The organism is Bradyrhizobium guangdongense (genome assembly GCF_004114975.1).
Taxonomy (GTDB): domain Bacteria; phylum Pseudomonadota; class Alphaproteobacteria; order Rhizobiales; family Xanthobacteraceae; genus Bradyrhizobium; species Bradyrhizobium guangdongense.
Window position 1 is genome coordinate 345,319 of the sequence record NZ_CP030051.1, and the last position, 24,526, is coordinate 369,844.

The window sequence follows — 24,526 nt, forward strand, 5'->3', positions numbered from 1 at the left end:
TCTTGCAAGCGACGATAACAGCGTGCGGGATGCGATGTTCCCGCCGAAGAATGGAACCGGTCTATTCCGGCGCGTGACAGACCGCCTCGATGTTGTGGCCGTCCGGGTCGAGCACGAAGGCGCCGTAATAGTTCGCGTGATAATGCGGGCGAAGGCCGGGCGGTCCGTTGTCGCGGCCGCCCGCGGCCATCGCAGCCTTGTAGAACGCATCCACGGTGGCGCGGTCTTTCGCAGCGATCGCCACATGCACCGGCTTGTTCATCGCGCCTCCGCCGCCGATCCAGAAATCCGGCTTGCCGTCGGCGCCGAAGCCGGCGGCCGCGGCGTGGCCGGTCTGCTCCGCCGCCACCTCCATGATCAGGCTGTAATCGAGCGGCGCCAGCGCCTTGCTGTAGAACGCCTTCGCCGCCTCATAGTCGGAGACGGACAAGCCCATATGATCGATCATAACAACCTCCGTTGTTCGTCGTCAGCGTGACAGGAACGTATTGCTTCTCGTCTTGCGCGCGATCGCATAGCCGCGCGCGACCATGTCACCGATACAATCCTGCTGCCATTCGTTTTGTGACAAATGCTCGATCACGACCGCGCGCGGCCACAGCGATGGCGGCGCGTCGCGGAAGAAGCCGATCAGCACGCGGTCCTCAAAGCCCTCGACGTCGATCTTGAGCGAATCGACCTGTGTGACGCCGGCTTCTTCGAGGATGCGCGTCAGCCGCAACGACGGCACCTTGATCGCATCCGTGCCGGGGGTGCCGGTGATGACATGCGTGGCGCCGAGATTTCCGCCGCCGCTCTCGATCATCAGCTCGCCGTCGGCATCGCCCGCGGCGGCCTGCACCAGGCGGACCTGCGTTGCTTTTGATGCGGCATGGTTGAAGGCGAGCCGTCCGAACGTCAGCGGATGCGGCTCGATCGCAACCACCTTGCCCGAGGTCCCCACCTGCCGCGCCATCACCAGCGCGAAGGTGCCGACATTGGCCCCGACATCGACGAAGGTGCCGCCCGCCGGCGTGTACCGGCGCAGGAAGTCGAGCTCATCGATGTTATAGTCGGGGTTGAACAGCGCGCCGCGTTCGGTGGCGCTGCCCTGGTGATAGAAGCGGAACGAGGCACCCTGATAGTGCACGTCGACCGGGCCGCCGCGCAGCAGGTTGACCAGCCGCGACATCCAGGGCCGGAATGCGCCGCGCTTCAGCCCCGACGCTTGCACGAGGCTGATAATGGCGGCCTGCGCTGCATTGGGCGCAAACGTGCCAAACGGTGCAGTCGAAAGGGCGTTGTCGGGCGTCAAGCAGGCGGTCCTCGTTGCAGGCGGCGCATGCATAGCGGGTTTTGGCGGGGACTCCAAACTCACTGTCATCCCGGGGCGCGAAGCGAGCCCGGGATCGATAACCACAGGGAGGAATGTGACGCGAGATGCTCACTCCGAGTCTTCGCCAAACCTCTCCCTGTGGGTATGGATCCCGGATCTGCGCGCGCTTTGAGGCGCGCTTGTCCGGGATGACGCAGAGAAAGCCTCACGCCGCCTTCTTGCGCTGGCGCAGGAAGCGGCCGAGCAGCTTTCGTTTGCCCTTGCGCGGGATCAGGTCGACGTCGCTGACCAGCCTGGCGCCGCCCTTGCGGCGCTCCAGCACGATCTTGCGGCTGTGGAAGGCCTCCAACTCGACGCGATGCGCGACGCTGACGATGGTGGCCTCTCGCAGCTCGTCGGTGACCATCTTCATCATCTTGTCCTGGCTCTTCTCGTCGAGCGCGGAGGTCGCTTCATCCAGCACGACGATGTCGGGGTTGTGCAAGAGCAGCCGCGCGAAAGCGAGGCGCTGCTTCTCGCCGCCTGACAGCGTCTGGTCCCACGGCCCCTCCTCCTCGATCTTCTCCTTGAGATGGTCGAGGCCGACCTTGTGCAGGGCTTCGCCGATCTCCTCCTCGCTCCAGTTCTCGGCCGTGCCGGGATAGGCGACCGCCCGGCGCAAAGATCCTGAGGGGACGTAGGGCCGCTGCGGCAGCATGAACAGCCGCCTGTCGGGGTGGAAATTGACGCTGCCGCCGCCCCACGGCCAGAGGCCCGCAATGGCGCGCACCAGCGTGCTCTTGCCGGTGCCGGATTCGCCGGCGACCAGAAGCCGCTCGCCCGGTGCGATCACCACCTCGGTCTCGCCGACCACGGCGGTGCCGTCATCAAGCGTGACGGAGAGATCCCTCAGCTCCAGCATGGCCTCGTTGCCGGTCTCGCCGCGCTTGATGCGGCCGAGCCCGTCGCCCTGCTCGGCGCGCTCGAGGCCGTCGAGCGACATCATTAGCGAGGCGATGCGGCGCGCGCAGGCATTCCAGTCGGCCAGCCGCGGATAATTGTCGACCAGCCAGCCGAACGCGCCCTGCACGATGGTGAAGGCGGAGGCGGCCTGCATCACCTGCCCGAGGCTCATGCTGCCGTCGAGGAATTTTGGCGCACATAGCAGGAGGGGGACGACGGGAGCAACCAGGCTCGATCCCTGCGACACCAACGTGGTGCGCATGTGCTGGCCGGCCAGCCGCGCCCATTGCCTGAGCACGTTGGTAAAATTGCGGTCGATGCCGCCGCGCTCCTCCTCCTCGCCGCCGAGCAGCGCGATGCTCTCGCCATTCTCGCGCACACGCGTCAGCGTGTAGCGGAAATCGGCTTCGGCCTGGTTCTTGTCCTCGGAGACCTGCACGAATTGGCGGCCGATCACCAGGATCGAGCCGGAAGCGATGATGGCATAGAGGATCGCGGCAATCACGAGAAAGCCGGGAATGGTGATCGCCGATCCTGCGAAGGTGATCGTGAGGGCGCCGCCGATGGTCCAGAGCACGACGATGAAGGTCGCGGCCGACAGCAGCGCGGAGGTGACGCCGGCGAGAAAGTCGACCGGGGAGTCCGTCGCGACGCGGAGATCCTCGGCGATCCTGTATTCGGGATTGTCGTGGTCGCCGCCGACGAGGTTGAGCTGGTAGTAGCGTCCATTCTCGAGCCAGCGCGTCAGCACGCTGCTCGTGAGCCAGGCGCGCCAGCGCCGCTGGATGCCCATGCGCGCAAACACCTGCGCGACGCCGAGCACGATGCTGCCGATGGCGAGCGGGAAGAACATTGCGGTGAGGTGGAAGACGGTGGTCGCATCGCGTTTCTCGATGGCGTCGAAGATCGCGCGATTCCAGACATTGATGCCGTATTGGAAGCCGACGGTCAGGACGATCAGCGCGACGAGGCCGATGGAGAACGGCCAGGCCAGGCGATCGCCCTTGCGGCTCCAGAAACCGCGCGCGCTGATCCAGAAGCGGGTGAGGAGATAATCCTTGCGCGCCTGCTCGGCCTCTTCGGGCGTCAGCTCGGGATCAGGCTCCAGCAATTCGGGCGGTGGCGGCGCGACCTCATCGCCGTTCTCGCCGGTGACCTTCACAATGGGCGCTGTCTTGCCCTGCTCCTTTGTCCGGACCGGCTTCTGCATAAGGGGACAACGCCGTCCGGTTCCCTCGGGTTCCCCGTCTCACTCGGCGGCGCCGTCGCGCACCTGTTTCAGCCGCGCGGCCTGGTGCAGCACGCGCGACAGCTCCTCAATCGAATAGGGCTTCTGCACCAGCTCGAAGCCGGCGACGCCGTCCTGGGACAAGGTGTGGCTGTAGCCGGTGGTCAGCACGATCGGAACGTTGATGCAGCGATCGCGCATGGCCTGCGCCAGATCGAGCCCGGTCATCCCGGGCATCACGACGTCGGAGAACACGACGTCGAATCGATCGGCGTCGCTGACGAGCTCGGCGAGCGCGTCGGTTGCGTTGTCGACCAGCGTGATGCTGTAGCCGAGCTCGGTGAGCCCGTCGGCGGCGAAATTGCCGAGCTCGATGTTGTCCTCGACGACCAGCACCGACATGCCGCTCCCGGCGACGGCAGGCGCGGTGGTCGGCGCCTGGCTCCAGGGCAACAGCGCCGCCGGCGCGCGCGGCAGATAGAGCGAGAAGGTGCTGCCTTTTCCGACCTCGCTGATCACGGTGACTTCGCCGCCGGATTGCCGGGCGAAGCCGAACACCTGCGACAGGCCGAGGCCAGTGCCCTGGCCGACCTGCTTGGTGGTGAAGAACGGCTCGAATATGCGGCCCAATTGTGCGGCGGGAATGCCGATGCCGGTATCGCTGACCGCAACGCAGATGAAGCCAAGACCTTTTGCGGCCTGGCTGCCCGACGCAGGCGCGAGCGTTTCAGGCACTGATGTCGCCGCGTGCACGGTGAAGACGATCCGGCCCTTGCCTTGCATGGCGTCGCGCGCGTTGGTCGCCATGTTGATCAGGGCCGTCTCGAACTGGCCGGCATCGGCATTGACGAGGCAGGGCTCGGCCGGCAGCTGCATCACGATCTCGATCGCAGGCCCCAGCAGCGTCGAGAGCATGTCGCGCAGCGACTGCATGCGATCGCCGGCGTCGAACACTTCCGGCTTCAAGGTCTGACGCCGCGCAAAGGCGAGAAGTTGCGAGGTCAGCTTGGCCGCGCGCGCCACGGCCTCCGCGATCGCCGTGATGTAGCGCTGCCGCCGCTCCTCGCTCAGTTGCGGCCGGTTCAAGAGATCGACGGAGGCGCGGATCACGGTCAGGAGGTTGTTGAAATCGTGCGCGACGCCGCCGGTGAGCTGGCCCAGTGCCTCCAGCCGCTGGCTGTGCTTGAGCGCCTCCTCCGCTTCGCGCCGCTTTGCCGCTTCGAGCTGGAGATGCTGGGTGCGCCGGAAGGCGAAGGCGAGCAGCACGAACAGCAGCGCGGTCGCGGGAGCGCCGAACACCAGATGCTGGCTGATGGCGGCGAGCCAGCGCGCGCGGATCGCCGAAGTCTCGAAGCCGGCGCTGACATAGATCGGATATTCGGCGACGCGCCGGTAGCCGATCCGCCGCTCGATCCCGTCCGATGGCCAGGCGATGGTCATCAGCCCATGATCGGGATGGACCGCGATGCTCCGGCCGACCGGGCCGTTGGGATCGAGCCGGAAGTCGTGGTCAAGGCGCGGGAAATGCGCCAGCATCGTGCCGTCGGTGCGTCCCATCGCAAAGAAGCTGCCGGGATCGGTGCCGATCCTGGCGTAGAAGCTCTCGAAATATTCCGGCAGCACGGAGGCCTGGATCACGCCGGTGAAGCTGCCGTCCTCGGACCAGCGGCGGCGGCTGACGCCGAAGAAGCGCGCGCCCTGATAGGGCAGGCGCGGCGTCAGCGTGGCGCCGATGTAAGTGCCGATGCTCTGGTCGACATGGGCATAGAAGTAATCGCGATCGGCAAAGCTCTGCTCCGGCGGCGGTGACGCCAGGCTGTTGACCAGCGCCTTGCCGTTGGCATCGAAGATCCAGGCCGATTTGAGCTGCGGCAGCGAATCGGAGAGCTGCTTCAGGCGCAGGTGCAGCGCGCCTTCCCGGGACCGGATGACATCGTCGGGCAGGTCGCGCACGACCTCGTTGAGTTCGGCAAGGCTGCGATCGATGGTCTCGAACACCTTGAGCGCGTGCTCATGCGCGACATCGAGCGCGCGCTCGATCTCCCGGTCGGCGATCTCCAGTGTCGAGTGGTACGAGATGGCGGAGGCAATGGCGAACAGCGCAATCGGCAGCGCCAGGGATGCAACCATCATCCACCGCAGCAGTTTCAGCGAATTGCGTTGCAGGCCCTGCACGGTCGCTCCGGTCCCCCGACCGGAGAGCTTACTTGAATCGTGCGCCGGGAAGGAAGCGGCTTATGGCGGAACCGGAGGTTGCAACCCGCCAATTCGCGCGTGCCGCGGGATGGAGAAGATTCTCCCTAAAATTCTTCCGTTCGGAGAACGCCCCGGCCGTTTCGGCCGGGGTTACCGCGGGACCAGGAGGGTCTCAGATCTGGCGCTCGACCATCTTGAGCTTGAGCTCGGCGATGGCTTCGGCCGGGTTCAGGCCCTTCGGGCAGGCCTTGGCGCAGTTCATGATGGTGTGGCAGCGATACAGCCGGAACGGGTCCTCGAGATTGTCGAGCCGCTCGCCGGTCGCTTCGTCACGCGAGTCAGACACCCAGCGGTTGGCCTGGAGCAGGGCCGCGGGGCCGAGATAGCGGTCGCTGTTCCACCAATAGCTCGGGCAGGAGGTCGAGCAGCAGGCGCACAGGATGCACTCGTAGAGGCCGTCGAGCTTCTCGCGGTCCTCGTGGCTCTGGCGCCATTCCTTCTGCGGCGTCGGCGAGGTCGTCTTCAGCCACGGCTCGACGGAAGCGTACTGCGCGTAGAAATTGGTCAGGTCGGGAACCAGATCCTTCACCACCGGCTGGTGCGGCAGCGGATTGACCTTCACCGCGCCGTCCTTCACGTCGTGCATCGAGCGGGTGCAGGCCAGCGTGTTCTGGCCATCGATATTCATGGCGCAGGAGCCGCAGACGCCTTCGCGGCAGGAGCGGCGGAAGGTCAGCGACGGGTCGATGTGGTTCTTGATCCAGATCAGGCCGTCCAGCACCATCGGACCGCAATCGTTGACGTCGACGTAATAGGTGTCGACGCTCGGATTCTTGCCGTCATCGGGGTTCCAGCGATAGACGCGAAACTCGCGCGTCTCGGTCGCGCCCGCGGGCTTCGGCCAGGTCTTGCCGCCGGTGATCTTCGAGTTCTTCGGAAGTGCGAATTCAACCATTCGATTAAGGCCTTCGCTGTTCGCTCAGTACACGCGCGCTTTCGGCGGGATGTACTGCACGTCGTTGGTCATGGTGTAGTCGTGAACCGGACGGTACTCGATCTTGACCTTGCCGGCATCGTCCAGCCAGGCCAGCGTGTGCTTCATCCAGTTCTTGTCGTCGCGCTCGGAATAGTCCTCGCGCGCATGCGCGCCGCGGCTCTCGGTGCGGTTGGCGGCCGAATTCATCGTCACCACTGCCTGCCCGATCAGGTTGTCGAACTCCAGCGTCTCGACCAGGTCCGAATTCCACACCAGCGAGCGATCGGACACGGCGATGTCGGCGATGCCGCTGTGAACCTTCGCGATCAGGTTCTGGCCCTCGCTCAGGACTTCACCGGTGCGGAACACCGCGCAATTGTTCTGCATCACGTGCTGCATGCCTTCACGCAGCTTTGCGGTCGGCGTGCCGCCGGAGGCGTAGCGGAAATGGTCCAGACGGCTGAGCGCTTGTTCGGCGGAGTTTGCCGGCAGCTCCGGCTGCTCGGCGTTGGGCGTCAGCTTCTCGGCGCAGCGCAACGCCGCGGCACGGCCGAACACGACGAGGTCGATCAGCGAGTTGGAGCCGAGGCGGTTGGCGCCGTGCACGGAGACACAGGCCGCTTCACCCAGCGCCATCAGGCCGGGGACCACGGCATTGTCGTCGCCATCCTTCTTGGTCAGCACTTCGCCGTGATAGTTCGTCGGGATGCCGCCCATGTTGTAGTGCGTGGTCGGCACGATCGGGATCGGCTCCCGCGTCACGTCGACATTGGCGAAGATCTTGGCGGATTCGGAGATACCGGGCAGGCGCTCGGCGAGCACGGCGGGATCGAGATGATCGAGATGAAGGAAGATGTGGTCCTTCTTCTTCCCGACGCCGCGGCCTTCGCGGATCTCGATGGTCATCGCGCGCGAGACGACGTCGCGCGAGGCGAGGTCCTTAGCCGACGGCGCATAGCGCTCCATGAAGCGCTCGCCTTCGGAGTTGACGAGATAGCCGCCTTCGCCGCGGGCGCCCTCCGTGACGAGGCAGCCCGCACCATAAATGCCGGTCGGGTGGAACTGGACGAACTCCATGTCCTGGAGCGGCAGGCCGGCGCGCAGCACCATGCCGCCGCCGTCGCCGGTGCAGGTATGGGCCGAGGTGCAGGAGGCGTAGGCACGGCCGTAGCCTCCCGTCGCCAGGATCGTGGTTTGCGCGCGGAAACGATGCAGCGTGCCGTCGTCGAGCTTGAGCGCGATGACGCCGCGGCAGGCGCCCTGGTCGTCCATGATCAGGTCGATGGCGAAGAATTCGATGAAGAACTCGGCCGCGTGGCGCAGCGACTGGCCGTACATCGTGTGCAGCATGGCGTGGCCGGTGCGGTCGGCGGCGGCGCAGGTGCGTTGTGCCTGGCCCTTGCCGTAGTCCATGGTCATGCCGCCGAACGGGCGCTGGTAGATCTTGCCGTCCTCGGTGCGCGAGAACGGCACGCCCCAATGCTCGAGCTCGTAGACGGCTGCTGGCGCGTTGCGCACCATGTATTCGATCGCGTCCTGGTCCCCTAGCCAGTCCGACCCCTTCACGGTGTCGTACATGTGCCAGCGCCAGTCGTCCTTGTGCATGTTGCCGAGCGAGGCCGAGATGCCGCCCTGCGCCGCAACGGTGTGCGAGCGGGTCGGAAACACCTTGGTGATGCAGGCGGTGCGCAGGCCCGCCTCGCTGCAGCCGACCACGGCGCGCAGGCCGGCGCCGCCGGCGCCGACCACGACGACGTCATAGGTGTGGTCTTCGATCGGATAGGCTTTGCCGTTGGTGGCGGGAGCGCCGTTGCCCGTGCCATTCGTTGTGGTGGCCATGGGTTACACTCCGGATGCGAGTTTCAGGATCGCGTAGGTCGAGGCGAGCGCCACGGCGATCGAGAAGAAGTTGTTGAGCATGATCGAGACGAGCTTCAGCTTCTCGTTATGAACGTAGTCCTCGATCACGACCTGCATGCCGATCTTCATGTGCCAGGCGCTGGCGATGATGAAGAGCAGCATGATCACCGCGATCGGCAGCGAGCCGAGGATCACCTTGGCGCCGGCCTGGTTACTGCCGAGCGTCATCATGACGATGACGATCACCGGGATCATCAGCAACGTCATGGCGACGCCGGTGATGCGCTGGCGCCAGAAATCAGACGTGCCGGAATGCGCGGCCCCGAGATTGCGGACGCGGCCGAGCGGGGTACGCATGCTGCGCTTGGGCGTATCGGCTGCGCTCATCGTACACCTCCGATCGCGTAGGCGACGATCCAGATCAGGATCGTCAGCACGATGCCGCCGATCAGGACGGCCCAGGTCAGCGCTTCGCGCTCATTGGCCTTGAAGCCGAAGCCGAGGTCCCACACGAAATGGCGGATACCGCTCAGCATGTGGTGCATCAGCGCCCAGGTGTAGCCGAACACGATGAGGCGGCCGATGATGCTGCCGGTGAAAGCCTGCACATTGGCGTAGGCCCCGGCGGAGTTTGACGCCGCTGCGATCAGCCACCAGGCCAGCAGCAGGGTCCCGACATAGAGGGCAATACCGGTGGCGCGATGGACGATGGACAGCGCCATCGTCAACGTCCAGCGGTAGACTTGCATGTGTGGTGAAAGCGGTCGTTCGATCCGTGCGGTCATGGGCTTTTGATGTTTGTTGCGGCCCAGCATGGGGCGCGCGGGGATCGCGAAAGGTCGGCTCTATTTACGGAGTCGATTTGCCCTGCGCAATCACCAAATCGCCATAAATCGAACCGCCGTTCAGCTCTAGAACGCTGATGAACCAAGGTCAATCAGGGGCTTGGTATACCAGAGTGATGGTGTGCCGCCGAAGGAGAGAATATCAATTCACCCTTTGACGCCATCGGCGAGGGGCATTGAAATCGCTATTGGAACGGCTCCAAAGCCGCCGCCGGCCGATCGCAACTCGAACCGGTCACCTCCTGACGCCGACCATGCGGCGGATGGCGGGCGAACCCTCTCCGATTTCCGTCCCGCGCATCGATTTTCCGCTCTGCGGAGGATATGCGCAACCTGCATTCCACCCAAGACGGCAGACCCCGGCATATCGACCGGGTCAGCCGGATCACCTACAGCTTGGCTTGCAGCCGAATCTGGGCGGAGGTTCCGGAGACGCTGCGGCCAGTCGGCGGGGGCAGGTCAGGGGTGATTGCAGGTCTCGACATCAAGGAGATCATCGAACTCGCGCTGTTGCTGATCGCAACCGGCGCGCTGTCCGGATTCCTGGCCGGCGTGTTCGGCATCGGCGGCGGCGCGATTCTCGTGCCGGTGTTCTACGAATGCTTCCGCCTCGCCGGTGTGCCGCTCGAAGTGCGCATGCCGCTCTGCATCGGCACCTCGCTCGCGGTGATCATCCCGACGTCGGTCAGCTCGTTCCAGGCGCATTACAGGCGCGGCGCCGTCGACATGACGATCCTGCGCATGTGGTGGCTCCCGATCGTCATCGGCGTCGCCGCCGGGAGCGTCGTCGCGCGCTACGCGCCGGAGAAGCTGTTCAAGATCGTGTTCGTCGCCGTCGCTTATTCCGCGGCGGCGCGTCTGATCTTCGCGCGTCAAGGGTGGAAGTTCGGTGACGAACTGCCCACGGGACCCTTGATGCGCCTCTACGGCTTCTGCGTCGGCATTCTCTCGACGCTGATGGGCATCGGCGGCGGCCTGTTCTCGAATTTGCTGATGACCTTCTACGGACGTCCCATCCACCAGGCGGTCGCAACCTCATCCGCGCTCGCGGTGCTGATCTCGATCCCCGGCGCGCTCGGCTACATCTACGCCGGCTGGCCGGCGGCGGCGACCTATCCCGCCGTCACCGCCCTGCAAGTCCCCTTCGCATTTGGCTACGTCTCGTTGATCGGCGCCGTGCTGGTGATGCCGATGAGCCTCGTCACCGCACCGCTCGGCGTGCGAGCCGCACACGCGATGTCGAAGCGCACGCTGGAAATGGCGTTCGGGTGCTACCTGTTCATCGTCGGCAGTAGGTTTGTGATGAGCTTGTTGGGCGGACAGTAGGCGCCAAGAATTCCGTCATTGCGAGCGGAGCGAAGCAATCCCGAATCTTTCCGCGGAGGCACTCTGGATTGACGGGTAGAGCGCGTGCCCCACAAGAGCACGCGTAGCGCGACCGAGTTAGTCCTTCAATCGCACTTCGCTGTGGAGCCACGATCGGATATCGCCGATGCCTTCGATGCGGTCGGAATCCGAAAGCACTTTCAATCGCGCGGCAATCATCTTGTCGTCGATCGGCAATCCAAGCTCTTTGCAGCGATCCACCGCACGGGTGACTATCGCCGCGGTCTTCCGCCAGGTCGGCTTCATGACCGAAAAAATGATCTCGTCGAGCTGCTGCTCGGTGACTCCCGGCGGGAGCTGCACCTCATCCCATGCGAGCTCACAGACATACTCATATGGTTCCCGGTTGGACTTTGGAGGCTTGAGATCCGGATGCTGATCGTAGATCGGTTGGAGCAACTCGTCCTCTAAAGCGCCGACGACGCCGTCGAGCCAGTCTCCGAGCTTTATCCTCTCGGCTTTGGCAAGCCCTGCGATCGCCATGCGGGCTCGATCCAATGCCGCACAAGCCTCAAGAAGATGATCGTTGATCCGGACCGCCTGCTCTCGGTTCATGTCCCCCATCCCGGAGCATCCGCCCCCTATTTCTTCGCGTAAATATCCTTGTACGTATCGCGCAGGATGTTCTTCTGCACCTTGCCCATGGTGTTGCGCGGCAGTTCGTCGACGACGAAGACGCGCTTGGGCATCTTGAATTTCGCGAGGCGTCCTTCCAGGCCCTTCAGCACGGCCGTTTCATCGATGCTCGCGCCGGGCTGGCGCACCAGCACGGCGGTGACGCCCTCGCCGAAATCGGCATGGGGCACGCCGATCACGGCGGATTCGATCACGCCCGGCATGGCGTCGATCTCGCTCTCGATTTCCTTGGGGTAGACGTTGAAGCCGCCTGAGATGACGAGATCCTTGCCGCGGCCGAGGATGTGGACGTAGCCCTTGGCGTCGATCTTGCCGAGATCGCCCGTGATGAAGAAGCCGTCGGGCCGGAATTCCGACTTGGTCTTGTCAGGCATGCGCCAATAGCCCTTGAAGACGTTCGGGCCCTTTACCTCGATCATGCCGATCTCCTCGCGCGGCAATTCCTTGCCGGTCTCGGGCTCGGTGACGCGCACCGAGACGCCGGGGAGGGGAAAGCCGACCGCGCCGGGCACGCGCTCGCCGTCGTACGGATTCGACGTGTTCATGTTGGTCTCGGTCATGCCGTAGCGCTCGAGCACCGCGTGACCCGTGCGCGCGGACCATTCGCGATGCGTCTCGGCCAGCAGCGGCGCCGAGCCCGAGATGAACAGCCGCATGTGCTTGGTCGTCTCGCGCGACAGCGCGGGGTTCTGAAGCAGGCGGGTATAGAAGGTCGGCACGCCCATCAGCACCGTGGCACGCGCCATCAGCTTGATGATGAGGTCAGGATCGAGCTTCGGCAGGAAGATCATCGAGGCCCGCGCGAACAGCGTCACGTTGGTCGCCACGAACAGGCCGTGGGTGTGGTAGATCGGCAGGGCGTGGATCAGCACGTCGTTGTCGGTGAAGCGCCAGTAGTCGACCAGCGAGAGCGAGTTGGACGCGAGATTGTCGTGGCTGAGCATCGCGCCCTTGGAGCGCCCCGTGGTGCCCGAGGTGTAGAGGATCGCGGCGAGATCGTCGCTTGCCCGCCGCACCGTGGTGAATTCGGAGCTCGCCTTGTCGGCGGCCTCGGTCAGCGAGCCCTTGCCGTCCGCCCCGAGCGTCTCGACCTTGGCCTTCACCTTGGCGGCGATCGGCGCGAGGCCTTCCGCCTTGGAGGGATCGCAGACCACCAGCGACGGCTCGGCATCGCTGATGAAGTAATCGAGCTCGTTCAGCGTATAGGCGGTGTTGAGCGGCAGATAGACCGCGCCGGCCCTGACGGTTGCGAGATACAGCACGATATTGGCGACGGATTTCTCCACCTGAACCGCGACGCGGTCGCCGGGCTTGACGCCGCGCGCGGCCAGCACATTCGCCGTCTGCCCGGCCCGCGCGATCAGATCGCCATAGCTGATACGGACGCCGTCATGGGTCTCGATCGCGAGCCGCTTGGGGTTATCGAGACCGTCGAACAGGCGGGAAAACAGGTTGGCGTTGGCTGCGTGGTTCATGCAAGATTTCCTCGACCGCAAGACTGACAAGGCCGGTCAAAACCGAGGGCTGGATTAGCAAAAACCGCCCCGATGAAGCAACGGAGACAGTTTGCATGACAAAATCAGGGAAACGCGTGGCTTGGGTCACCGGCGGCGGCAGCGGCATCGGGGAGGCCGGGGCCGAGGCACTGGCAGCCGACGGCTGGACGGTGGTGGTGTCCGGCCGCCGCAAGGACGCCCTGGAAGGCGTGGTGGCCAAGATAACCACGGCCGGAGGGACCGCCCAGGCGCTGGCGCTTGATGTGGCTGACGCGGCCGCGGCCCAGAAGGCGGCCGATCAGATCGTGGCGAAGCACGGCCGCATCGACCTGCTCGTCAACAATGCCGGCATCAACGTCCCCAAGCGCAGCTGGAAGGACATGGAACTGGAAGGCTGGGACAAGCTGGTCCAGGTGAATCTCAACGGCGTGCTCTATTGCATGCGCGCGGTGCTGCCGACGATGCGCAAGCAGCAGGACGGCTCGATCATCAACGTCTCGTCCTGGGCCGGCCGTCACGTCTCCAAGATGCCGGGCCCGGCCTACACCACCACCAAGCATGCAGTGCTGGCGCTGACCCACTCCTTCAACATGGACGAATGCGTCAACGGCCTGCGTGCCTGCTGCCTGATGCCGGGTGAAGTCGCGACGCCGATCCTGAAGCTCCGCCCCGTGGTGCCGAGCGCGGAAGAACAGGCCAAGATGCTGCAGCCGGAAGATCTCGGACGCACCATCGCGTTCATCGCGTCAATGCCGCCGCGCGTGTGCATCAACGAGCTCTTGATCAGCCCGACGCACAATCGCGGGTTTATCCAGACACCGAATAATAGGGATTGAGGCGGGGGCGCAGCCACGAACTCGTCATTGCGAGCGAAGCGAAGCAATCCAGGAATGGATCCGCGGAGACAGTCTGGATTGCTTCGTCGCATCAGCGCAAAATTGCTTCGCAATTTTGTCGCGAGCTCCTCGCAATGACAACGGGGCCACCACACGAAATCTCCGTCCCATAGTTTCACCCATCACAAAGAATTTTTTTCCGAAACCGCATCGCAAGCCCTCCCGTAGTTCGGCCAACGACGCGCTGCTGCCTCACGTCAGAATGTCGCAGACGCCGTTGTTGCCCAACGCAAACGCCGGTCATTGCCGGTCACATCCAATTCGGGAGTTCTTCCATGTCGAAGCGCATTGCCTACCTCACCGCTGCTGCCCTCAGCGCCCTGGCCGTCACCGCGACCGTCGTCGCGCCCGTGCGTGCCGAGGAAAAGACCGTCATGGTCGGCGGCGCCGCGATGTTCCCGTCCAAGAACATCGTCCAGAACGCCGTCAACTCGAAGGACCACACCACGCTTGTTGCGGCGGTGAAGGCGGCCGGCCTGGTGCCGACGCTGGAAGGCAAGGGCCCGTTCACCGTGTTCGCGCCGACCAATGCCGCCTTCGGCAAGCTGCCGGCCGGCACCGTCGACAACTTGGTCAAGCCCGAGAACAAGGCGACCCTGACCAAGATCCTTACCTATCACGTGGTGCCCGGCAAGCTCGAAGCCTCCGACCTGAAGGACGGTCAGAAGCTGAAGACCGTCGAGGGCGAAGAACTCACCGTCAAGAAGTCCGGCAGCTCCGTCATGATCGTCGACGCCAAGGGCGGCTCCTCCACCGTGACGATTCCCAACGTCAACCAGTCCAACGGCGTGATCCATGTGGTCGACACCGTGCTGATGCCGGCGACGTAACCCCGCGCAGCCCTGTTTCATCCCTCGAACAGGACGCGACAAGCGGCGAGCCGGGGGCACCCGGCTCGCTTTTTTGTGACTGTGATAGCCTGCCTGCATCGATTCCATGGCCAAGGCGGCGTAACGAAAGCGGAAACATCGGCGTATATTCGGGTGTCAGACGATTTTCAGGACGGAACCATCATGTCGAGCCTCACGATGACCGACGAGCAGATCAGCGCCATCAAGGCCAAGGTGATCCAGCCGGTCTGGGTCCGCGTCATGCACTGGACCAACGCGTTTGCCATGATCCTGATGATCCTGTCGGGCTGGCAGATCTACAATGCCTCGCCGCTGTTCGGCTTCAGCTTCCCGCGCGACTACACGCTGGGCGGCTGGCTCGGCGGCGGCCTGCTCTGGCATTTTGCGGCGATGTGGCTGTTGATGGTCAACGGCCTTGCCTATCTCGTCACCGGTTTCGCCACCGGCCGTTTCCGGAAAAAGCTGCTGCCGATCACGCCCTCGGGCGTGCTGCACGACGTCAGGGCGGCGCTGACTTTCAAGCTCGGTCATGACGATCTCACCGTCTACAATTACGTCCAGCGCCTGCTCTATGCCGGCATCATCGTGGTCGGCGTGCTGATCGTGCTGTCGGGCCTGTCGATGTGGAAGCCGGTGCAGCTGCATTGGCTGGTGACGCTGTTCGGCGATTACCCAACGGCGCGCTACGTCCATTTCTTCTGCATGGCCGCGATCTGCGCTTTCCTCGTCGTTCACGTGCTGCTCGCGCTGCTGGTGCCGAAGAGCCTGCGCGCGATGATCATCGGCCGTTGAGGGAGAGACACATGGCCAAGCGTTCATTCCTGATATCCGGCGTCGACAAGCGGCTGCTGATCAAGGATTCCCTCAAGACAATGCCGGACCTGACCCGTCGCCGCTTCATCGCGGGCGGCGCCAGCTTGGGCGCGCTGACGCTGCTCACGGGCTGCGATGTCGTCGACTCCTCCTCGGCCGAGGAGATGCTGAAGACGGTCTCGAAGTTCAACGACGCCGTGCAGGCTTTCATCTTCAATCCCGATGCGCTGGCGCCGACCTTCCCCGAAAGCGCGATCACGAAGCCGTTCCCGTTCAACGCCTATTACGATCTCGACGACGCGCCTGATGTCGACGGCGACGACTGGAAGCTCGAAGTGCGCGGCCTCGTGGACAACAAGAAGTCGTGGACATTGCCCGAGCTCTACAAGCTCCCGCAATTCACCCAGATCACCCGCCATATCTGCGTCGAAGGCTGGAGCGCGATCGGCAGCTGGACCGGCACGCCCCTGCGCGATTTCCTCAAGCTTGTGGGCGCCGATACGCGCGCGAAATACGTCTGGTTCCAATGCGCCGACAAGGACGGCTACAACTCGCCGCTGGACATGCGCACCGCGCTGCATCCGCAGACGCAGATGACGTTCAAATACGCGGGCGAGGTTTTGCCGCGCGCCTACGGCTTCCCGATGAAGATCCGCGTGCCGACAAAGCTCGGCTTCAAGAACCCGAAATACGTGGTCTCGATGGAGGTCACCAACGACTACAAGGGCGGCTATTGGGAAGACCAGGGCTACAATTCGTTCAGCGGAAGCTGACGGCTTGCTCTACCCTACGGCACCGGTGATTTGGCGGGCCCCAGCTTCCGTTGCAGCAACGCCAGCACCGCACCCAGTGCCAGCAGCGCCGCGGACACGTTCAGTGCGTAACTCAAGCTCCCCAGCGCATCGGTGATCGCGCCGACCACGATCGGGCCGAGCGTCTGGCCGACGCCGAACGAGATCGTCATCGCCGCGATCGCGGTCGGCCACACCTCCGGCGGATAGTTGAAGCGCACGAAGGCAGTGGTCGAGCCGACCACGGCGAAGAAGGCGACGCCGAACACCACCGCCGAGATTCCGAGCCATGCCGGCGAATGGCCGAGGATCGGCAGGGCCGCGCCCAGCGCGTTGGTGCCGAGGATGATCGCGGTGGCGAGGCCGCCGCGGTCCAGCGCCAGCACGCCGCGCCAGGCCCAGGGCGTGACGAAGGCGGATAGGCCGATCAGGCTCCAGAACGCCGCCTGCGCCGCGGCGCCGCCCCCGCCGTCGCGGACATAGGCGATCATGAAGGTCATGTAGGCGATGTAGCCGGCGCCGAACAGGAAATAGGCGGCGAGATAGATCAGCACGGGAACGATGGCGAAGGAGGCGTGGCTGTCTTCGGAGAAGCGCGCGCGGCTCTCGATCCGGACCAGGAACAAGGGCACCGTCATCGCGGCCGCGAGCAGCGTCATCGCCCACCACACGATCCACCAGGATCCCGGACCGAAATGCTGCAGCGTGAACGGGGCGATCAGCCCCGAGGAGAGAATGCCGATGCCGGGCCCGGCGTAAAACAGGCTCAGCAGGAAATTGGCGCGCTCCGGACGCGTCTGCGCGATCGTCGCAGCCAGCGCGCCGCCGGCAACGAAGCCGGCCGCGGCCCCGAGGCCCAGCACCAGGCGCGCCAGGCTCAGCGCGATGAAATTCCCCGTCAGCGCGCAGGTGGCGAGCGCGGCGACGCAGGCCAATGTTCCGCCGCGGATCGCCGCTGACCAGCCGACGCGCCGGATCAGCCGCGACGCGGCCAGTGCGCCCACGAGATAGCCGACCGCGTTGATGGTGTTCATGAACCCGGCCGCCGAATAGGACCAGCCGAGGTCCTCCCGCATGTCGGGCAGCACCAGCGCATAGGCAAAACGGCCGATGCCGAGCCCGACGGTCGCGGCCAGCGACAGGGTCAGGATCAGCCGCGCGGGATGGGCTGGGGGTGGACGGTCAGGGGCGTGCAAAGGGCTACTCCGGCGAGCCGCACTGTGGCAGGCCCCGCCCGCCTTGCACAGCCGCGACGCGACAATGGTGTCTTGCCAAGCGCGCAACGCCGCTCTAGCACTCCGGCCGAATTTCGATCTCAGAGGAAACGGATATGGCGACCCACAAATTGCTGCTGCTCCCCGGCGACGGTATCGGCCCCGAGGTGATGGGCGAGGTGAAGCGGCTGATCGATTGGCTCAATTCATCGGGGATCGCCAAGTTCGAGACCGATACCGGCCTCGTCGGCGGCTCGGCCTATGACGCCCACAAGGTGTCGATCTCGGAAGGCGACATGGCCAAGGCCAAGGACGCCGACGCCGTGATCTTCGGTGCGGTCGGCGGTCCGAAGTGGGATGCGGTGCCCTACGAGGTCCGCCCCGAAGCCGGCCTCTTGCGCCTGCGCAAGGATCTCGCTTTGTTCGCCAACCTGCGTCCCGCCGTCTGCTATCCGGCGCTGGCGGATGCTTCGAGCCTGAAGCGCGAGGCGGTCGAAGGCCTCGACATCATGATCGTGCGCGAGCTCACCGGCGGCGTCTATTTCGGCGAGCCCAAGACCATCACCGACCTCGGCAACGGTCAGAAGCGCGCCATCGATACCCAGGTCTACGACACCTATGAGATCGAGCGCATCGGCCGCGTCGCCTTCGAGCTTGCCCGGAAGCGCAAGAACAAGGTGACGTCGATGGAGAAGCGCAACGTCATGAAGTCGGGCGTGCTCTGGAACGAGGTGATGACCCAGGTGCACAAGCGCGAATATCCCGACGTCACGCTCGAGCATCAGCTCGCCGATTCCGGCGGCATGATGCTGGTGAAATGGCCGAAGCAGTTCGACGTCATCGTCACCGACAATCTGTTCGGCGACATGCTGTCCGACATCGCGGCGATGCTGACGGGATCGCTCGGCATGCTGCCCTCGGCTTCGCTCGGCGAGGTCGACGTCAAGACCAAGAAGCGCAAGGCGCTGTACGAGCCGGTGCACGGCTCTGCCCCTGATATCGCCGGCAAGGGCCTCGCCAATCCCATCGCGATGATCTCGTCCTTCGGCATGGCGCTGCGCTACTCCTTCGACATGGGCGCGCTCGCCGACAAGGTCGACCAAGCCATCGCCGCAGTGCTCGCCAACGGTCTTCGCACCGCCGACATCAAGTCGGAAGGCACCACTTCCGTCTCGACCACGCAGATGGGCGAAGCGATCCTGAAGGAATTGCAGAAGCTGCACGCGTAAGCGGCAAGAATCCGGGCTACGCGACAAACAAGAATGGCCGGGCGCGAGCCCGGCCACAGACCGCTGACAAACCCCGTCGATTTTTCGGCGGGTTTTTTGTTTGGAGAAGGCTTGAGGCCGGTTTAGGCCGGAGCATGCCGAGGGGTGAGAGCGAGGGCGATTTTTTTGATGTTCTGGGCGGCGGCGGCGAGCAAGCATTGGCCGGTGACGGCAAGCAGGCCCCGGAAGCGGGCGTAGCGGTGACCGTGAAGCTGCTTGGCGTCGGCGAAGGAACGCTCGACGGTCTCTTTGCGGCGTTTGTAGATGCGTTTACCCCAGGGGGTGAGCCGATGGGCATCGGTGCGTTCGCGCGCGTCGGCCCAGACATGGCGGATGATCAGACGGGTGGCATTGCTGCTCGATGTGCAGGAGGCCAGCAACGGACAAGCCCGGCAGATCGCCGGCTCGCTCTTGTAGTGGCGGTAGCCTGTGCGGTCGGTTGTGGCATAGGCCAGCAGTTGACCTTTCGGGCAGCGGTAGCCGTCCACAGCCGCGTCGTAGTGGAATTGGCTGCTCGCCATCATGCCTGAGCGCGGCGGGGTTGGGCGGCGATAGCCGGTGACCCCGAGAATGCCGCGTTGCTCCAGGCCCTGAGCGATGCCTGAGGTAGCGTAGCCAGCATCGAGCCCGACGGCGCCGACGTCAAAGTCAAAGCGCTCTCGCTGGCGGTCAAGCCTGCCCAGATAGACGATCGAGTCGTGCACATTGGCAGGCGTGGCATAGGTATCTGTGATGATGCCGAGCCGGCCGTCGACGGTGCGATGGTCGAGATAGAAGAAGCCCTTCGGCTTGCCCTCGCGCACCATGTAGCCGGCATCCGGATCAGTTCGGGAGACCTTGGTCTCTTTCTCGACTGGCTGGCGCGCCTTCTCTTGCAGGGGCTTTTTGCCGTGGGCTAGCCGATCTTCCTCGATCGCCGCGTCGAGCGCATCCCAGTAATCGGCGCGCGATTTGGCAACCACCGCTGTATCGTAGCGGTTCTTGTTGGCGTTGGCCTTGAGGTGGGTCGAGTCGGTATACAGCACTGTGCCATCGACCAGCCCCTTGGTGATCGCCTGCTCCACGACGGCATCAAAGATGTCCTGCGCAACGGCCGTGTCGTTGTAGCGCCGCCGCCGGTTCTGGCTCAGCGTTGAGGCGTCGAACACCGGATCGGTCAGCTTCAGCCCCAAAAACCAGCGGTAGGCGACGTTGACCTCGATCTCTCGTACGAGCTGCCGTTCGGAGCGAATGCCGAACAGGTAACCAATGAACAGCGCCTTGAACATCAAGGTCGGATCCAGCGGTGGGCGGCCATTGTCCGGGCAATAAAGCCCTGCAACCCGATCGTGGATAAAGGAAAAATCGATCACCGCATCGATCTTGCGAAGCAGGTGATCCTTCGGAACCAGACCGTCGAGACTGACCATCTCCAGCTCGGTCTGTTGCGGCGAGGGTTTGCGAAGCATCCCTCAATGAATCAAAAGTCCCCGCCAATGGCGAGGACTTTGTCAGCGGTCTGTGGCCGGGCGCGAGCCCGGCCATTTTGATTCGGTCGTGACGTCCGCTCAGTACAGCGGAAAATTCTGCGGATAGCCGCCGACATCGGCCGGGGTCGGCAGCGGCTGGCGATCGATCGGACGGTTGAGGTTCTCGCGGGCGAAGGACGGATAGCCCACGGCCGGCGGGAAGGCGTAGTCGGTGAACTTGCGGTCGCCCGGATTGACCTCGGTGCCGCCGTCGAGCCAGGAGCGTTTGCTCACATAGATGCGGGTGCGGCCCTGCTGGTAGACGGCGTTGGGTCCGCTCGGGCCGTAATAGTGACGGCCGCGATCGTCAAAGCGCTGCTTGGTCCTGGTGTCGGCCGCGGCCGGCGCCGCAAGGGCCACAGCGACAACGGCGCCCGCCGCAAGCCAAGTCGCCAATTTGACAGAGAAATTCGAGCTCATCACGTCCCCTTCAGGCGGCATGCCGCCAGTCGATTTCACCCCCATACTAGCCCGGCCGGGGGCACCGCAACTAGGTCTATTGGGTCACACCGGCCCGGAAATAATCGACCTGCATCGGCAAAAGTTGCATGGATGCCAGCCACTTGAGCTTGATGCCGATCAAAGCGTCCCGCGCAATTGCGCATTGGCGGCGCCCAGCAGCCAATCTGCCGGTCCCTGCGTATCGCAGGAGCGGCGCTTCAGCTCCGCACGGGCGAACAATTCGGCGAGCTTCGGCTCATTGCCCGAGGTCAGCAGCGTCAGCCGGTTGAGCATGCACGCGATCGCCGCACGGCGGGCCGGCATGGTGTCGCCCTGGCAGGAAAAGCCGGAGATCTGCAAAGCGGGCTCTTCGTTGCGCTTGAGGTAGCCCAGGCAGGACGGCGTGCCCGCTTTGGTCTCCGATGGCCGGAACAGGGCGACGGGGCCGAATTTGGTATCGATCAGGCCGGCTTGCTCGAGCGCACTGGCCGCACCCAGGCCCATCTGCACGGCGAGGCCGGCAACGGCCGGACGCGAGACGTCGAACTCGTTGCCTTCCCGATAGATTTCGAGCTCGGCCACCGGCTTGTCGGCATCGCCAGCCCAGCGCATGACGTCGCGCCGGCCGCCGTCGGGATGTCTGAAGATGGCATAAGATGCTGTTTTATCTAACGAATCCATTCGGCTGAGCGCGAAGGCTGGATGCGAGCGGGAGGCGTCGGCCCAGCCCGCCTTCTCGGTGGGCTCGTCGTCGCGCAAGTCAGGCAGCTGGCGGAGCCCGGCGAGGGCGAAGATGGCAAACAGAGCCAGCGTCCCCACATAGGCGAACAGGTGTGCCAGCGTGCCGACGATTTCGTCGGCAAAGTTGGCGAGCGTCAGGTGGATCTGGGTGGGGCTGACGGCCGGGCCGGCCTCCGGCGACTGCATCCACGGCCCTCAGGCATGGTCCAACGTTGTCTTGAGGCCGGTTCTCGCATAGAAGCGCTGCTCTTCCTGTTTAAGCGTCAGCTTCAGGAACGGGCTTTTTCATCGGAGAGTGAACGATGGGTTACAAAGTCGCAGTCGTCGGCGCGACCGGCAATGTCGGACGGGAAATGCTCAACATCCTGGATGAGCGCAAATTCCCCGCGGACGAGGTCGTGGCCCTGGCGTCACGTCGCAGCGTCGGCGTCGAGGTCTCCTATGGCGACCGCACCCTGAAGGTCAAAGCGCTCGAGCATTACGATTTCTCCGACGTCGACATCTGCCTGATGTCGGCCGGCGGGACGGTGTCGAAGGAATGGTCGCCGAAGATCGGCGCGGCCGGCGCCGTCGTGATCGACAATTCCTCGGCCTGGCGCATGGATCCGGACGTGCCGCTGATCGTGCCCGAGGTGAATGCGGCCGCGACCGAAGGCTTCAAGAAGAAGAACATCATCGCCAACCCGAATTGCTCGACCGCGCAGCTCGTGGTCGCGCTCAAGCCGCTGCACGACAAGGCAACCATCAAGCGCGTCGTGGTCTCGACCTATCAATCGGTGTCGGGCGCCGGCAAGGACGCGATGGACGAATTGTTCTCGCAGACCAAGGCCGTTTACACCAATGACGAGCTGGTCGCGAAGAAATTCCCCAAGCGCATCGCCTTCAACGTCATCCCCCACATCGACGTCTTCATGGAAGACGGCTTCACCAAGGAAGAGTGGAAGATGATGGCGGAGACCAAGAAGATCCTCGATCCCAAGATCAAGCTCACCGCCACCTGTGTGCGCGTGCCTGTGTTCGTCGGTCATTCCGAGGCCGTCAACATCGAGTTCGAGAACCCGATCACGGCGGATGACGCGCGCGAGATCCTGCGCAAGGCGCCCGGCTGCCTCGTCATCGACAAGCAGGAGCCCGGCGGCTACGCGACGCCGTATGAAGCCGCCGGCGAGGACGCCACCTATATCAGCCGCATCCGCGAGGACGCGACGGTCGAGAACGGCCTCGTGCTGTGGTGCGTGTCCGACAATCTGCGGAAGGGCGCGGCGCTCAACGCGATCCAGATCGCGGAAGTGCTGATCAACCGCAAGCTGATAGCTGCGAAGAAGCAGGCGGCGTAACTCCGCTGCCGTAGGGCGGGCAAAGGCGCGTAGCGCCGTGCCCACGATCTTTCCGGTTGAAACAGGTGGTGGGCACGCTTCGCTTTGCCCACTCTACGAGAGCGGTGGTTACACCACGCTCCGCGCGCTCTTGAATTCCTTGCTCGCCTTGTCCAGCACGAACAGCGTTCCCTCGGCGACGCCGAAATAGGCGCCGTGCAGCTGCATCTGGCCGCTTTCGACGGCCTTGCGCACGAAGGGGAACGTCATCAGGTTTTCGAGACTGCGGAACACGGCGGCCTTCTCGATGCGCTCAACGAATTGCGCCATGGTCTCGTGGTCGCGCTGCTCCACCACTTCGCCGGGCTTGATGAACATCTGCATCCATTTGCCGATGAAGTCGCCGGGCGTGAGCGGTTCGATCTTGTCGATGAAGGCGCGGATGCCGCCGCATTGCGCATGGCCGAGCACGACCATGTGCTTCACCTTCAACACGGTCACCGCAAATTCCAGCGCGGCCGAGACGCCGTGCGCGTTCTCGTCGGGTTGATAGGTCGGCACCAGGTTGGCGATGTTGCGAACCACGAACAGTTCGCCCGGCCCCGCGTCGAAGATCACCTCGGGGGAGACGCGGCTGTCGCAGCAGCCGATCACCATCGTCTCGGGCGACTGCCCTTTGACCGAGAGCTCGCGGTAGCGGTTCTGCTCGGCCGGCAGCCGCTGGGTGGCGAAGGCGTTGTAGCCGTCCAGCAAGGACTTCGGGAATGTGATCATGGCCTATGCCTAATCATATACCGCTAGCGCGAACAAGCCTTTCGAACAGGCAGGGCCGGTGCTATCGCCTCTGGTCAAGCCAGCTTGAGGAACCCGGAAGGAACGCCAGCATGACCCGCCCGCGCCGCAGCCATCTGTTCATGCCCGGCTCCAACCCCCGCGCGCTGGAGAAGGCACGGAATCTGGCCGCCGACGGCTTGATCCTGGACCTCGAAGACTCGGTTGCCCCCGACGCCAAGAGGACGGCACGCGACGGTATCGCCGCCGCGATCGCGGCCAAGGGCTTTGGCAAGCGCGAGATCCTGATCCGCACCAACGGCCTCGATTCGCCCTGGTGGGCGGAGGACGTCGCGATGGCCGCCAAGGCCTCGCCTGACGGCATTCTGGTTCCAAAAGTTTCAAGCATCGAGGATCTCCAGACCATCGGCCGCGACCTCGCCGGGCTCGGTGCCGCGCCGACGGTGAAGGTCTGGGCGATGATCGAGACCGCCCGCGCGGTGCTGCATGCCGAGGAGCTGGCCGAGGCCGGTCGCGACCCCAAGACGCGCCTGACAGGCTTCGTGTTCGGCCCGAACGACATCTCGCGCGAGACCCGGATCAAGATGCTGCCCGGCCGCGCCGCGATGATCCCGATGATCACCCATTGCATCCTGGCAACGCGCGCCGCGGGCCTAGAGATCCTCGATGGTCCCTACAGCGACATCGCCAATCCTGACGGCTTCGCCACCGAATGCGCGCAAGGCCGCGACCTCGGCTTCGACGGCAAGACGCTGATCCATCCTTCGCAGATCGAAGCCTGCAACGCGATCTTCACGCCGCCGGAAGAGGAAGTGGCGCGCGCCCGCAAGATCATCGCGGCGTTCGAGCTGCCGGAAAACGTCTCGCGCGGCGCCATCCGTCTCGATGGCGCGATGGTGGAGCGCCTGCACGCCGACATGGCGCGGCGGACGATCGAGATCGCCGATGCGATCGCGGCGATGGGGAAGGCTTGAGGATTCCGTTCCGCGGATCGAAGGCTCGCCGCCGCACCTGC

23 protein-coding genes are annotated in these 24,526 nt (G+C 64.5%); 8 read left to right on the top strand and 15 right to left on the bottom strand.

The annotated features are described in order from the left end of the window. Positions 1 to 61: 61 nt before the first annotated feature. The 8 genes from X265_RS01635 to sdhC all read right to left on the bottom strand — a co-directional run bounded on the left by X265_RS01635 (position 62) and on the right by sdhC (position 9,302). Positions 62 to 448: a VOC family protein gene (locus X265_RS01635; protein ID WP_128963333.1), complete on the bottom strand. Its 387-nt coding sequence runs from the start codon at positions 446 to 448 to the stop codon at positions 62 to 64. Between the two features lie 21 nt (positions 449 to 469). After that, complete coding sequence (locus X265_RS01640; RefSeq protein ID WP_164938373.1) at positions 470 to 1,294, bottom strand: FkbM family methyltransferase; 825 nt, start codon at positions 1,292 to 1,294, stop codon at positions 470 to 472. Between the two features lie 226 nt (positions 1,295 to 1,520). Continuing rightward, positions 1,521 to 3,467, bottom strand: a complete 1,947-nt coding sequence (locus tag X265_RS01645; protein WP_128963334.1) for an ABC transporter ATP-binding protein/permease — start codon at positions 3,465 to 3,467, stop codon at positions 1,521 to 1,523. Between the two features lie 39 nt (positions 3,468 to 3,506). Further along, positions 3,507 to 5,660 (bottom strand): hybrid sensor histidine kinase/response regulator, encoded by a 2,154-nt coding sequence (locus X265_RS01650; RefSeq protein ID WP_128963335.1) that lies wholly within the window; start codon positions 5,658 to 5,660, stop codon positions 3,507 to 3,509. Positions 5,661 to 5,853: 193 nt separating this feature from the next. Continuing rightward, entirely contained in the window at positions 5,854 to 6,636 is a 783-nt protein-coding gene (locus tag X265_RS01655) for a succinate dehydrogenase iron-sulfur subunit (RefSeq protein WP_128963336.1), read from the bottom strand. Between the two features lie 24 nt (positions 6,637 to 6,660). Continuing rightward, positions 6,661 to 8,496, bottom strand: coding sequence for a succinate dehydrogenase flavoprotein subunit (gene sdhA, locus X265_RS01660; RefSeq protein ID WP_128963337.1), 1,836 nt, complete (start codon positions 8,494 to 8,496; stop codon positions 6,661 to 6,663). Between the two features lie 3 nt (positions 8,497 to 8,499). Then, the gene (gene sdhD, locus X265_RS01665) at positions 8,500 to 8,904 is read right to left on the bottom strand and encodes a succinate dehydrogenase, hydrophobic membrane anchor protein (protein ID WP_128963338.1); all 405 of its coding nucleotides are present in this window, start codon (positions 8,902 to 8,904) and stop codon (positions 8,500 to 8,502) included. Further along, positions 8,901 to 9,302: a succinate dehydrogenase, cytochrome b556 subunit gene (gene sdhC / locus X265_RS01670; RefSeq protein ID WP_128969101.1), complete on the bottom strand. Its 402-nt coding sequence runs from the start codon at positions 9,300 to 9,302 to the stop codon at positions 8,901 to 8,903. The genes sdhD and sdhC overlap by 4 nt, the downstream gene beginning before the upstream one ends. A 525-nt stretch (positions 9,303 to 9,827) precedes the next feature. On the opposite strand from sdhC, the gene X265_RS01675 reads away from it, so the two are divergent. Continuing rightward, positions 9,828 to 10,688 (top strand): sulfite exporter TauE/SafE family protein, encoded by an 861-nt coding sequence (locus X265_RS01675; protein ID WP_128963339.1) that lies wholly within the window; start codon positions 9,828 to 9,830, stop codon positions 10,686 to 10,688. 117 nt (positions 10,689 to 10,805) lie between these two features. On the opposite strand, the gene X265_RS01680 is transcribed toward X265_RS01675, so the two are convergent. Beyond that, the gene (locus tag X265_RS01680; protein ID WP_164938374.1) at positions 10,806 to 11,303 is read right to left on the bottom strand and encodes a DUF3658 domain-containing protein; all 498 of its coding nucleotides are present in this window, start codon (positions 11,301 to 11,303) and stop codon (positions 10,806 to 10,808) included. Between the two features lie 26 nt (positions 11,304 to 11,329). Continuing rightward, positions 11,330 to 12,859, bottom strand: a complete 1,530-nt coding sequence (locus X265_RS01685; protein WP_128963341.1) for a malonate--CoA ligase — start codon at positions 12,857 to 12,859, stop codon at positions 11,330 to 11,332. Between the two features lie 95 nt (positions 12,860 to 12,954). On the opposite strand from X265_RS01685, the gene X265_RS01690 reads away from it, so the two are divergent. The 4 genes from X265_RS01690 (at position 12,955) to X265_RS01705 (ending at position 16,213) form a co-directional block, all read left to right on the top strand. Beyond that, positions 12,955 to 13,716: an SDR family oxidoreductase gene (locus tag X265_RS01690; protein ID WP_128963342.1), complete on the top strand. Its 762-nt coding sequence runs from the start codon at positions 12,955 to 12,957 to the stop codon at positions 13,714 to 13,716. 335 nt (positions 13,717 to 14,051) lie between these two features. Further along, complete coding sequence (locus X265_RS01695; RefSeq protein ID WP_128963343.1) at positions 14,052 to 14,606, top strand: fasciclin domain-containing protein; 555 nt, start codon at positions 14,052 to 14,054, stop codon at positions 14,604 to 14,606. 183 nt (positions 14,607 to 14,789) lie between these two features. Beyond that, complete coding sequence (locus tag X265_RS01700) at positions 14,790 to 15,419, top strand: cytochrome b/b6 domain-containing protein (RefSeq protein ID WP_128963344.1); 630 nt, start codon at positions 14,790 to 14,792, stop codon at positions 15,417 to 15,419. Between the two features lie 11 nt (positions 15,420 to 15,430). Then, complete coding sequence (locus tag X265_RS01705; protein ID WP_128963345.1) at positions 15,431 to 16,213, top strand: molybdopterin-binding protein; 783 nt, start codon at positions 15,431 to 15,433, stop codon at positions 16,211 to 16,213. A gap of 14 nt (positions 16,214 to 16,227) precedes the next feature. Here X265_RS01705 and X265_RS01710 read toward each other — a convergent pair whose 3' ends face one another. Further along, complete coding sequence (locus X265_RS01710; RefSeq protein ID WP_164938375.1) at positions 16,228 to 17,427, bottom strand: YbfB/YjiJ family MFS transporter; 1,200 nt, start codon at positions 17,425 to 17,427, stop codon at positions 16,228 to 16,230. A 134-nt stretch (positions 17,428 to 17,561) separates the two neighbouring features. Here X265_RS01710 and leuB point away from each other — a divergent pair, with 134 nt between their 5' ends. Beyond that, positions 17,562 to 18,674, top strand: a complete 1,113-nt coding sequence (gene leuB, locus X265_RS01715; RefSeq protein WP_128963347.1) for a 3-isopropylmalate dehydrogenase — start codon at positions 17,562 to 17,564, stop codon at positions 18,672 to 18,674. A gap of 122 nt (positions 18,675 to 18,796) precedes the next feature. Here leuB and X265_RS01720 read toward each other — a convergent pair whose 3' ends face one another. From X265_RS01720 to X265_RS01730, 3 genes are all read right to left on the bottom strand, one after another. Continuing rightward, entirely contained in the window at positions 18,797 to 20,161 is a 1,365-nt protein-coding gene (locus X265_RS01720; RefSeq protein ID WP_128963348.1) for an IS1182 family transposase, read from the bottom strand. A 99-nt stretch (positions 20,162 to 20,260) separates the two neighbouring features. Next, positions 20,261 to 20,641, bottom strand: a complete 381-nt coding sequence (locus tag X265_RS01725; RefSeq protein WP_244659471.1) for a hypothetical protein — start codon at positions 20,639 to 20,641, stop codon at positions 20,261 to 20,263. A gap of 159 nt (positions 20,642 to 20,800) precedes the next feature. After that, positions 20,801 to 21,589, bottom strand: coding sequence for a hypothetical protein (locus tag X265_RS01730; protein ID WP_128963350.1), 789 nt, complete (start codon positions 21,587 to 21,589; stop codon positions 20,801 to 20,803). Between the two features lie 116 nt (positions 21,590 to 21,705). Between X265_RS01730 and X265_RS01735 the strand changes: the two genes are divergently transcribed. Continuing rightward, entirely contained in the window at positions 21,706 to 22,740 is a 1,035-nt protein-coding gene (locus X265_RS01735) for an aspartate-semialdehyde dehydrogenase (protein WP_128963351.1), read from the top strand. 108 nt (positions 22,741 to 22,848) lie between these two features. Here the strand turns inward: X265_RS01735 and X265_RS01740 are convergent, their stop codons facing one another. Next, a complete protein-coding gene (locus X265_RS01740; RefSeq protein ID WP_128963352.1) occupies positions 22,849 to 23,493 on the bottom strand; it encodes a carbonic anhydrase in 645 nt (214 codons plus the stop codon). A 110-nt stretch (positions 23,494 to 23,603) separates the two neighbouring features. Between X265_RS01740 and X265_RS01745 the strand changes: the two genes are divergently transcribed. After that, on the top strand, positions 23,604 to 24,485 hold the full coding sequence (locus X265_RS01745) for an HpcH/HpaI aldolase/citrate lyase family protein (RefSeq protein ID WP_128963353.1): 882 nt from the start codon (positions 23,604 to 23,606) through the stop codon (positions 24,483 to 24,485). Positions 24,486 to 24,526: the final 41 nt, after the last annotated feature.